General features: G+C 48.5%; 11 protein-coding genes. 2 read left to right on the forward strand and 9 right to left on the reverse strand.

Features of this window, described 5'->3' with window-relative positions; all coding sequences use genetic code 11:
• From T494_RS13080 to T494_RS0111335, 8 genes are all read right to left on the reverse strand, one after another.
• The coding region (locus tag T494_RS13080; RefSeq protein ID WP_037344738.1) for a transposase at nucleotides 1-138 on the reverse strand (138 nt) is incomplete at its 3' end.
• Nucleotides 139-327: 189 nt separating this feature from the next.
• Entirely contained in the window at nucleotides 328-1191 is an 864-nt protein-coding gene (locus tag T494_RS0111305; RefSeq protein WP_028506391.1) for a hypothetical protein, read from the reverse strand.
• 176 nt (nucleotides 1192-1367) lie between these two features.
• Complete coding sequence (gene hemW / locus T494_RS0111310; RefSeq protein ID WP_028506392.1) at nucleotides 1368-2477, reverse strand: radical SAM family heme chaperone HemW; 1110 nt, start codon at nucleotides 2475-2477, stop codon at nucleotides 1368-1370.
• Nucleotides 2474-2947, reverse strand: coding sequence for a hypothetical protein (locus T494_RS0111315; RefSeq protein WP_242836444.1), 474 nt, complete (start codon nucleotides 2945-2947; stop codon nucleotides 2474-2476). The genes hemW and T494_RS0111315 overlap by 4 nt, the downstream gene beginning before the upstream one ends.
• A 31-nt stretch (nucleotides 2948-2978) precedes the next feature.
• Entirely contained in the window at nucleotides 2979-3380 is a 402-nt protein-coding gene (locus T494_RS0111320) for a hypothetical protein (RefSeq protein WP_155984112.1), read from the reverse strand.
• A gap of 16 nt (nucleotides 3381-3396) precedes the next feature.
• Nucleotides 3397-5199 carry a translation elongation factor 4 gene (gene lepA, locus T494_RS0111325; RefSeq protein ID WP_028506395.1) on the reverse strand — a complete coding sequence of 601 codons (1803 nt, stop codon included), beginning with the start codon at nucleotides 5197-5199 and terminating at the stop codon, nucleotides 3397-3399.
• Between the two features lie 140 nt (nucleotides 5200-5339).
• Entirely contained in the window at nucleotides 5340-6212 is an 873-nt protein-coding gene (locus T494_RS0111330) for a DegV family protein (RefSeq protein ID WP_028506396.1), read from the reverse strand.
• A 122-nt stretch (nucleotides 6213-6334) separates the two neighbouring features.
• Nucleotides 6335-8683: an ATP-dependent Clp protease ATP-binding subunit gene (locus T494_RS0111335; protein WP_028506397.1), complete on the reverse strand. Its 2349-nt coding sequence runs from the start codon at nucleotides 8681-8683 to the stop codon at nucleotides 6335-6337.
• A 266-nt stretch (nucleotides 8684-8949) separates the two neighbouring features.
• Between T494_RS0111335 and T494_RS0111340 the strand changes: the two genes are divergently transcribed.
• Together T494_RS0111340 and T494_RS0111345 are read left to right on the forward strand one after the other, a co-directional pair.
• Entirely contained in the window at nucleotides 8950-9429 is a 480-nt protein-coding gene (locus tag T494_RS0111340; protein WP_028506398.1) for a hypothetical protein, read from the forward strand.
• Nucleotides 9430-9485: 56 nt separating this feature from the next.
• Entirely contained in the window at nucleotides 9486-9944 is a 459-nt protein-coding gene (locus T494_RS0111345; RefSeq protein WP_028506399.1) for a hypothetical protein, read from the forward strand.
• Between the two features lie 476 nt (nucleotides 9945-10420).
• Here T494_RS0111345 and T494_RS0111355 read toward each other — a convergent pair whose 3' ends face one another.
• On the reverse strand, nucleotides 10421-10669 hold the full coding sequence (locus T494_RS0111355) for a hypothetical protein (RefSeq protein ID WP_028506109.1): 249 nt from the start codon (nucleotides 10667-10669) through the stop codon (nucleotides 10421-10423).
• Between the last annotated feature and the right edge of the window lie 43 nt (nucleotides 10670-10712).

The following is a 10712-nucleotide window of genomic DNA, read 5'->3' on the forward strand; positions in this document are numbered from 1 at the left end:
TCTCAGTATTGCTCCAATATCTCGTTTTAGCTTTCCGTAGATAGCTTTTCGTCTGTACTTTGGCGCAAATACTATGTGATATTGACATTTCCAGCTCGTATGTGCTAAACTATACGTATCATTAGATTTATTATCCATCTGGTGATCCCTCCTTGGTTTTTTGTAATACGGTTGGTAGCCTATTACATTGTATATCAAGGAGGCGTTTTTGTCTATTGTGCGGGACAGATTATGCTCTTACTAAAGTTTATACATTCCACCTGCATAGCAGGTGGTTTTTTTATCAGGATAATAAAAAAGCGAGGGAACTTTGCCCTCGCCTGATTATTATTTGATACCGAGAAAATCGAAATACTGTTTTTTCGGCATAGTGTTTTCCGTGATCGTGGAATAGCCCCTCTTTGCGCCCTGAGTGAGAGTGTAATAAACTCTGAGATTGCCCTTATCGTCCTTTTCCCAGCCGAACTCCGGCACCGTGCCTCTCGTGCCCTTGTTAGACACCGTCTTTTCGATACCCTTTTGTTTGAGGGTAAAGAATTTAAGCTCAACATCCTGACCGTAAGGAACAACGCAGATCTTTATTCTTCCCTTATCGTTGTCCTGAACATCGTAAAGCACTATCTTGTACTTTCCGTCCGGTGAGATAATATTCTCGTCCTTGGTGTATTCCACCAGCTTAGCGAACTGCTGACCCTTGTAAAGATTGTAAACGTCCTCGTTTTCCTGTAAGTTACGATCCAGCGGAGTTTCAACGCTTGAGCCGCCAAAGAGCATTCTCAGCACGAAGAATCCCACAAGACCCAGCACATAAAGCAGCAGGTAGATAGTGCCCAGCACCACCTTTGTGGTCTCACGGACACCGGAAGCGAAGAACATCACCAGAGCCACAACAAACGGCGGGATAATAAGTATCCAGTTGCCCCAGTTGAAAAGTATCAGACAGAAGCATACCGGCGGAAGCGCCACGCTTACCAGGCTTGTGATTATCTCTCGTCTGGAATATACCATAAGTGTCATAAAAAGCACGCTTGCAAAGAAATATATCACAAAGAACGATACCTCTTTGCCCTCAACGAACTGAATGTCATATATGAACGTGGCAAAAGTAAACATACAAATAACGGCAAAATAGGCAAGATTGAATATCGAGACTGCCCTTTTTACCCAAGGATTTGAAATAAAGTCCTTCATTTTACTGTCTCCTTTTTCAATATGAGATCATTGAAAATCATTTTGTTTTATCAAATACGGGGCATTGCCCTGTCATTATATCACTGTTTCTTATTTTATAACATATCGGGCAAAAAATCAAGTGCCCACGCAATTTTTATTTTTAACGTCCTGCCAAAGGCGCTCCACACAGCATATCATTGCCCCGCTGCAAGCTGTTCAAGCTCGGCAATAATGCTGTTTGAGACCAGCCACCCCTTTGGTGTCAGGCAAATGCTTTCCCCGTCAAACCTGCAAAGCCCCGCTTTGTCGTAAAGCTGTGCCCTTTGGGCAATAGCCCCCACCTGTGCTCCAAGCTCTTGAAGCTTTCCAAGGCTTATGCCCCTTGCGAGCCTCAGCCCCAGCATTATGTACTCCTCAAGCCTGTCCGGCGACTCCTCGTCCACCACTATCGCCTGGGTGTCTTTGCGTATAAAGTCCTGTATGTCCCGTGGACAATGGTATCTTTTCCCCCCGAAAAACGAGTATGCCGAGGGACCTATCCCTATATACTGTTCCCCTGTCCAGTATTTCATATTGTGCCTTGACTCAAAGCCTTTTTTTGCGAAATTTGATATCTCGTACTGCTCAAAGCCTGCTTTTTCCAGCTTTTGTGCCATGCAAAGATACATCCGGCTCATAAGCTCCTCACCGGCGACGCTGTTTCGTATTTTATCGCAGTCAAACTCTGTGCCCTGCTCTATCCTAAGCAGGTAAGCGGAAATATGCTGTATGGGCAAAGCCGTAAGTCTGTCCAGCGTCCGTTCAAGGCTCTCAAGGCTCTGCCCCGGAGTCCCTGCCATAATATCACAGGATATATTGTCAAAGCCTGCGCTGACAGCATCCACTACCGCCCTCTCAGCCCGGGAGAAGTCGTGCAGCCGCCCCAGCAGCTCCAGTTCTTTCTTATCAGCCGACTGAACACCTATGGAAAGCCTGTTCACACCGGCTTTGCGATAGCCCTCAAGCTTTTGTTTATCAACCGTTGAGGGGTTGACCTCAAGGGTTATCTCACACTGTGAAAGCTCAAACGCCCTGTGCGCTGCGTTCAGAATATCCCCCACCTGTGACGGTGAAAGCAGCGAGGGAGTGCCGCCGCCCAGATAAATGCTGTCCGCCTTTATCCCCCTGCCGCCGAAGCTGTCAATGTTTCTCACAACAGCCTGCACATATCCCTGCACCGTGTCCTTGCGATAGCCTACCGAGTAAAAGTCGCAGTACGGACACTTTTTAGCGCAGAAAGGAACATGGATATATATTCCCGTCATTGTTCCTCACCGTTTTCGTTGAAAGCGTTTTCTATATAGCTGCCTGCCTTTTCGCCGTTGGAGCGCAGCTTTTTCACCGCCCTGCTCACACCTGCACGGGCAATCCACACCATGAACATAAGCAGGAATATCAGCCCCACAGCTGCAAGGAACCTGAGTTGTGCACCGAGGTCGAGCTGAAAATACTTTGACTTTTTCTCCAGCCAGCTTTTGACTGCCGGGTGTATCACAAGGTACACAGGTATAGCCAGCACGCCGCTGTACGCCGCCGTGCACACCATACCCAGCATTGCTTCCTTTGCCTTCAGAGGGGAAAACTTCACACCTGCAAAAATAACATATGCAGCCAGAAGTCCCAGCGCCGCATCTTTGGAAACATTTGCATATATCTCGTATATCACCGGTATGACCACAGCGCCGCAGATCCCGAAAATAAGCGAGTATTTCATCGCCTTTTTCATTTCCTCCATTTTGTTCTCCTTTGTCCTGTTGATCGTAATATCAGATTATCCTCTTTATCACCAGTATCAAAACAATAACGTTCACCAGGCAGAACATCAGCGTAAATACCCTCAGCGACGTAATATACATCTGAGACGGGTACACTCTGTTTCTTTCAATGCCCTTTGACCTTGCGATAATAGAAGTGAGAGTGAACCACCTGTAAAACAGTCCCTTGCACAAAACCGCAAACGCCACCGCCAGATCCGCTAACGTGAAAACGATGCAGGACCTGTAATAAGGCTTATCCGCCACCAGTGTCTCAGGTGCGGCTAAAAAGATCACCGCCATAGTGATCGCAAAAACAAACAGCAGTATCCCCATTACAATATCGCCGCCGTTTGGTTTGAGCATATTTGCCACCTGATCGTTATAAAACTGTTTCTTTTTTTCCCTGCTCATAACTTTCCCTTTCATATCATTCGTCAAGCTTCAGCACCGACATGAATGCCTCCTGGGGCACCGCCACCGAGCCGAGCTGTCTCATACGCTTTTTACCTTCCTTTTGCTTTTCAAGCAGCTTTTTCTTTCTGGTTATATCTCCTCCGTAGCACTTTGCAAGCACATCCTTGCGCAGAGCCTTTATTGTCTCTCTTGCGATTATTTTTCCGCCGATAGCCGCCTGAACAGGCACCTCGAAAAGCTGGCGGGGGATATTTTCCTTCAGCTTTTCCGTCAGCCTTCTGCCACGGGCGTACGCCTTTTCCTCGTGAACGATAAATGAAAGTGCGTCCACTATCTCCCCGTTGAGCAGCACGTCCAGCTTAACCAGCTTTGACGGCTCATATCCCTTCATCTCGTAATCAAAGGAAGCATAGCCCCTTGTCTTGGATTTGAGGGCATCGAAGAAATCGTAAACTATCTCGTTAAGCGGCAGGATATAATGCAGGTCTACCCTGTTAGTGTCAATGTACTTCATATCCTTGAAGGTGCCCCGCCTGTCCTGACAAAGCTCCATAATGTTGCCCACAAACTCACTGGGGGTGTAAATATGAGCGTTCACCACAGGCTCCTGTGCCGAAGCGATAAGCCCCGGGTCAGGATAATTTGTGGGGTTATATATCATCACTGTCTCACCGCTTGTGAGAGTGACCTTGTAAGTTACGCTGGGGGCGGTGGTTATAAGGTCGAGATTATACTCCCTTTCAAGCCTCTCCTGGATTATCTCCATGTGCAGAAGACCCAGGAAGCCGCATCTGAACCCGAATCCGAGAGCCACCGACGTCTCCGGCTCAAAGGAAAGTGAAGCGTCGTTGAGCAAAAGCTTTTCCAGAGCATCCCGCAGGTCCCCGTATTTTGACCCGTCCGCAGGATATATACCGCAGTACACCATAGGGTTTACCTTCTTGTAACCCGGCAGCGCCTCTGCACAAGGGTTATCCGCATTTGTCACCGTGTCGCCCACACGGGTGTCCCCGATGTCCTTTATTGAAGCGGCAATGTAACCTACCTCGCCTGCATGGAGCTCTCCCACAGGCACCAGGTCCTTTGCCCCCATGTATCCTATCTCCACCGTCTGGAACTGCGCACCCGTAGCCATAAGGCGAATGGTGTCCCCCACCTTTATGTGACCGTCCTTCACACGGCAGTATATGATAACTCCCTTGTACTGGTCGTAGTAGCTGTCAAAGATAAGCGCCTTCAAAGGAGCCTGCTCGTCGCCCTTAGGAGCCGGGATGTCAGTTACCACCCTTTCAAGCACCTCTTTGATGTTGGTTCCCATTTTTGCCGAAATACGTGGTGAGTCCATGGCAGGTATACCGATAATATTCTCCACCTCGCCGCAAGCCCTGTCCGGGTCTGCGCTTGGCAGGTCTATCTTGTTTATGACCGGCACCACCTCAAGGTCGTTTTCTATGGCAAGGTATGTGTTAGCCAGCGTCTGCGCCTCGATCCCCTGTGAAGCGTCAACAATAAGTATCGCACCCTCGCAGGCAACCAGCGAGCGTGATACCTCGTAGTTGAAATCCACGTGACCCGGGGTATCGATAAGGTTGAAGATATAGTCCTCCCCGTCATCGGCATGATATTTCAGCCGCACAGCACGAGCCTTGATGGTTATACCTCTCTCACGCTCGATGTCCATGTTATCCAGCAGCTGATCCTCCATCTCACGCAGCTCCACCGAATCGGTAAGCTCCAGTATCCTGTCCGCAAGTGTGGATTTTCCGTGATCTATGTGTGCGATTATGCAAAAATTTCTTATCCTGTTCTGATCCATTGAAACTATCCTTTCAAAACAACAGCGCATCATTCCATATTAGCACATTATACCATATCATTAGTGTATTGTCAAACAAAACGCCGCAAAAAAAGTATACCTTCCGCACCCTGATTGCGGAAGATATACCAAAAAGCTGTTTATCTTTCTTCGCCCATAAAGAACAAAGCCAGTGTGCCCGGACCGGAGTGTGAACCGATGACCGTTCCCGTGTAGCAGATCTTTACCTCGGTCTGCTTGCCGAAACGCTCCTTCACAAGGCGTTCCACATATTCTGCGTCCTTGAGAGTATCTCCGTGGCAGATCATCACCACAGAGTTCTCCCAGCCGCCGACTCTTTCCTCCATCATGTCCACAAGCTTGTTGAGCGACTGATTTCTGCCTCTGACCTTTCCCAGAGGGATAAGATGTCCCTCGTTGTCAACGTGCAAAAGCGGCTTGATCCCCAGAAGAGTACCTGCAAACGCAGCCGTAGCACTGACTCTGCCGCCTCTGCGCAGGAATTTGAGGTCATCCACCGTGAACACATGGCAAAGATGCAGCTTAGTTGCCTCTATCCACTTGGCAAGCTCATCAATGTCCATACCGCCCTTTTTCTTCTCATCTGCCTTGTAAAGCAGCAGACCTTCTCCCGTGGAAGCGCAAAGGGAGTCGATGCAGATTATCTTTGCCTCTGGGTACTTTTCCATAAGATTATCCCTTGCGATGCAGGAGCTGTTGAAGCTTCCGCTCAGACCCGAAGAAAACCCCAGATACAGAATATCATATCCTGCCTGGACCTCTTTTTCAAATACTTCCTCATAAGTGGACGGAGGTATCTGTGCCGTCTTGGACACAGCGCCCTCACGGAGTTTTTTATAGAAAGTTTCCATTGACATATCGCCGTCGCAGTAATTCTTTCCGTTCATCTCAAAGGAAAGCTTTACAATGCTCACATCCATGTCATGCAGCAGTTCCTCCGAAAGGTCTGCGGTGGAATCCGAATAAAGCTTGTAAGGTCTGTTTTCAGCCATTTGCATCACGCTCCTACCTGATAATTCTGTATATATTTTACTAATTATAACATAGTAGCGTGCGGTTGTCACTTGTTTTTCCACAAAAAAAGTAAATTTTTTGTTAATTCACCTGCCATATTTTACTTTGCTCCGTTAGCCACAGCCTCCCCCTGTTTAAGACAGAAACCGCCGTCTTGCCGATCCGTGGTAAGGTATACAATGCCCTTTGTGTCCGAAAGCAGCCCACGGCTGATAATGTCCTCTATCTGTCCCGTTACCGTCCTTCGTACCTCTCTTGCCGAGCCGCCCTTTTTAAGCGCAAGCTCCGCCGCACATTCGATAACGCTCTTGTCGTATCCAAACTCACGCCCCATTTCCTTGAGCCGTAAAGCCAGCGCATCAAGCTCGATCTTTGCCACCTTTTCAAGCTCCTCACGTCCCAGCTGTTCAAAAACGATCACCCTGTCTATCCTGCCAAGGAGTTCCGGGGACATGAATTTTTCAAGCTCTTTCATAAGTGTGCGTTCCCTGTCGCCGCCGCTGCGTGAGAATCCCACCTCTTTTTTCATGGCAAGCTCTTTCACACCGATATTTGAGGTCATGATCATCATAACGTTTGCAAAGCTCACCCTTCTTCCGCTGCTGTCCGTAAGCTCCCCCTCCTCCAGTATCTGCAAAAGCAGATTGAAAATATCCGGGTGAGCCTTTTCTATCTCGTCCAGCAAAAGCAGACAGTAGGGCTTGTTTTTCACCCTTGCCGTCAGCTGTCCACCCTGCTCAAATCCCACATATCCCGGAGGCGGACCGATAAGCTTTGAAACGCTGTGCCGCTCCATGTATTCGGACATATCCAGCCTTATGAGAGCCTTTTCGTCCCCGAAAAATTCCTTTGCAAGCTCCTTTGCAAGAAGACTTTTGCCCACTCCCGTGGAACCGAGAAATATAAAGCTGCCCATGGGTCTTGCAGGGTCCTTCAGCCCAGCGCAGCACCTCCTTATGCCGCCGCAAAGAGCCTCCACCGCCCTGCTTTGTCCCACGACCCTCTGACTCAGTACACTTTCCAGATGCTCTATCCGCTGCATCTCGTCTGCCGGGTCCTTGGTGCAGTCTATCCCCGTCCACCTTGTGACCACCTGAGCCACATCGTCCGTTGTTATGCTTATCCTGCGCTTCCCTGCCTTGCCCGTTACAAGGGAAAGATATTTCTGTCTGTCGATCCGCCCGCTTATATAATCCTCAAAAGCCGAGCCTTCCACCGCCCTTGCTCCCTCGCTGTCAGCGTTTATAACTGCACAGGCGCAGGCTTCGTCAAGAACATCTATCGCCTTGTCGGGAAAAGCCCTGCCGGTTATATACCGTGCCGACAGCTCCACCGTGCGGTCAATGACCTCCCGTGGTATGCTTACCCCGTGGTGCTGCTCGTAACGCTGCTTCAAGCCGTTGAGTATCTCCGCCGTCTGCTCCCTGCCCGGCTCGTCGATGACCACCTTCTGGAACCGTCTGTCCATTGCGCTGTCCTTTTCCACCCTGCTGCGGTATTCTTCAAAGGTGGTTGCGCCTATGATCTGTATGCCTCTGCGTGCAAGCCCGGGCTTTAAAATGTTTGCCGCATCAATAGCCCCCTCTGCCGCACCTGCACCCATAATATTGTGCAGCTCGTCAATGAACAGAATACAGTTACCTGCCTTTTCCGCCTCTGAAAGACATTCCTTCAGACGCTCCTCAAAATCTCCCCTGTACTTTGCCCCCGCCAGCAAAAGAGTGATGTCCAGAGCAAATATACGCCTGCCGCAAAGAATATCCGGAACCTCGCCGTTGGTCATGCGCCTTGCCAGACCCTCCACCACAGCAGTCTTTCCCACTCCTGCCTCTCCCACAAGGCATGGATTGTTTTTGGTCCGCCTGCAAAGTATCTCTATTATCCGTCTTATTTCCTTATCACGGCAAAGTACAGGGTCAAAATCCTGACAGTTCTTGTGTCCCGTCAGCTCCCTTGAGTATTTTTCCAAAGTCTTCAGCTTGACCTCGCTCCTTGCCGCCGCCTTTAAAAGGTCTGCCGACGAGCACTCCCTGCAGATCAGCTCCGGCTTTACTCCGCAGGCAGATATTATCCTGTATGCGCTGCAATGTCTGTTTGCAGCCATAGCCCCAAGGATGTATTCCGTCCCCGTCTTATCCTCTCTGAAAAGCCGAGCGGTGCGCATTGCGCTTTGTATAACGTTTTTTGCGTTTGCCGTCATCTCGCTTGTACCCACCCTGCAAGGTGTGCCCCTGCCGATAGACCTTACTATCTCTCTTTCAATGACTGACGGCAAGATACTGAACTTTAAAAGCACCGCACTCGCCGCACATCTGTCAAGGCTTGCCGCCCCCAGCAGCAGGTGCTCCGTACCCACATATGTGTGACCCATTTCTCCTGCCGCAGCGGCTGCCTGTCTGATAAGCCTCTGCCCCTCTTTAGTGAAGCCTTCGGTCTCGAACTTATCCATATATGTTCCACGCCCTTTCTGATTATTCGCTTTACCGCTTTTCACTTTTCAAAAAGTATTGACCGTACCGTGGAGTTTTATACTCTCTGTCCCTGCTCAACAACAGCATACTTTATGTTATGCAAAGGACAAAATCCACTTTCACAAAATTCCCATAAAGCCGGTTTTCAAATGCCTGTCATGCTTGACACCCTGTGAGAAAGATGTTATAATTTGTGTATCTTTGGGGGGTAAACGCAGGAAAAATGATCGAGGGGGATCAACGAATGTTTGCATTTGAAACCTATCAGGGCGCAATAAACTGTTTTGCGCAGCTCAATTACGTCGGGCAGAATAACTGCATTTTCTATGCGACAAATGCCGTACCGACCACAGCACTTATGTTTGGCGCAGTCGGCGGAGCAGTTTATGGCGCATCAATAGCAGCCAACAACAGAAACTGGGCAGCCTATCTGCTCAACGTGAACGAAATGGGCTTTGGAATCCTTCCGTTGGAAAGCACAAAGGGTCTTGGCATCAAGCCAGAAAATCTTGCACCGAGATTTGACCAGTTTTTCTACATTCCTTATCAGCAGCTTGCGTCCGTAACAGTCAAAAAATACACCATCGGTTCATCGATAAAGCACCTTATCATCGAGATAGCCAACGCACCGAAATTTGACCTTCTTGTGCAAGTCAAGGAAAACAAAATGCCGTATCACCAGGGCTGTTTCAAAGCGTTCTGTGATTTTTACGGCAGCAGATAGATATAGCATGCAAGCGGAAATACCGCTTAACAAAAACAAAACAGGGGGAAAACAAAATGTTTGAATTTGAAACACTTGAAGGGGCTGTGGCTTGCTTTTCGCAGGTCGGATATGTGGGACAGAATAACTGCATTTTTTATGCCACGACATTTCTCACAGGCGGTGGTTTTGTGGGAGGTATGGAACAGGCACAGAACGGGCGTGCATGGGCAGGCTATCTTGTCAACGTAAACGAAAACGGCTTTGGCATTCTGCCGCTTGACAGAACACAGCATAAGCTGCGTGTGCTTATTGAGGATCTGACACCACGCTACGACGAGTTCACCTATATACCGTATCAGCAGCTTGTGGAGGTAAAAATAAAAAGAGCAGGCTTGAACAGCGCAATCAAGCACGTTATCATCAAGCTTGCAAATGCACCGCAGTATGACCTGCAAGTGCTGACCAGGGAGAAAAAGCTCGCCTACCAGGAGCCCAACTTTGCAAGCTTCTGTAACTTCTACGGCAAAAAATAATATACGGCAAATCAAAGGGAGCACTTTATAATAAAGGCTCTCTTTTTTTGTGCCCTGAAATGATCCCGACCCAAGTCTGTAACACAAAACCAAAGCGGACATATAATGTAACATAAAGCGCAGAACAAAGTGCTTTAAATCTTAACAAAAGGAGAACTGTTCTTATGTGCGGAAACAATGGCTGCTGGTGGATAATCATCCTCATTCTCATCATTTCCTGCTCCGGTAACTGCGGATGCGGCTGCGGAAATAACAACGGCGGATGCGGCTGCGGCTGTAACTGATAAGCAAAAAAAGGAGAGCCTCTTGCTCTCCTTTACATATTTACAAATCAGAATTTGCCGCATCATCCCTGCGTGGCAGCCGGGGGAAACCCTTTTGGAGAAGGGTTCTCCCCCAGACCCCCTTCCTAAACCTTTTATAGATTTTCGGCAATCGGGAGCCATGCCTCCCGATTGCCGAAAATATGTAGAAGTTCAAAAGGAGAGTTTGAGGAAAACTTTTCCCAAGAGAATATCTCCAACTGCTATGCAAGGATATTGTGGTAAATCCGAATTATCATCGTATGTTTGGTAAATAATTGAGGTGACCTCTTGAAAGTGTTTCCTCTTAATCTCTCCTCCTGAACTCTCACTACTTTTTCGGTGCAAGATGTCGCAGACATCTTGTGCAGAAAAAGCAATAAAAGTTTTAGGGGTGGGGTTTGGGGAGAGACCCTTTTTCAAAAGGGTCCTCCCCAGTATTCACCATGCGTATGATGATAAATTC

Origin of the sequence: Ruminococcus sp. FC2018 (assembly GCF_000621805.1) — a bacterium.
Taxonomy (GTDB): domain Bacteria; phylum Bacillota; class Clostridia; order Oscillospirales; family Ruminococcaceae; genus Hominimerdicola.

Bases quoted from the DNA above. Each gene is read 5' to 3' on its own strand.
- T494_RS0111305 (WP_028506391.1), bottom strand. From the start codon at position 1,191: ATGAAGGACTTTATTTCAAATCCTTGGGTAAAAAGGGCAGTCTCGATA.
- hemW (WP_028506392.1), bottom strand. From the start codon at position 2,477: ATGACGGGAATATATATCCATGTTCCTTTCTGCGCTAAAAAGTGTCCG.
- T494_RS0111315 (WP_242836444.1), bottom strand. From the start codon at position 2,947: ATGGAGGAAATGAAAAAGGCGATGAAATACTCGCTTATTTTCGGGATC.
- T494_RS0111320 (WP_155984112.1), bottom strand. From the start codon at position 3,380: ATGAGCAGGGAAAAAAAGAAACAGTTTTATAACGATCAGGTGGCAAAT.
- lepA (WP_028506395.1), bottom strand. From the start codon at position 5,199: ATGGATCAGAACAGGATAAGAAATTTTTGCATAATCGCACACATAGAT.
- T494_RS0111330 (WP_028506396.1), bottom strand. From the start codon at position 6,212: ATGGCTGAAAACAGACCTTACAAGCTTTATTCGGATTCCACCGCAGAC.
- T494_RS0111335 (WP_028506397.1), bottom strand. From the start codon at position 8,683: ATGGATAAGTTCGAGACCGAAGGCTTCACTAAAGAGGGGCAGAGGCTT.
- T494_RS0111340 (WP_028506398.1), top strand. From the start codon at position 8,950: ATGTTTGCATTTGAAACCTATCAGGGCGCAATAAACTGTTTTGCGCAG.
- T494_RS0111345 (WP_028506399.1), top strand. From the start codon at position 9,486: ATGTTTGAATTTGAAACACTTGAAGGGGCTGTGGCTTGCTTTTCGCAG.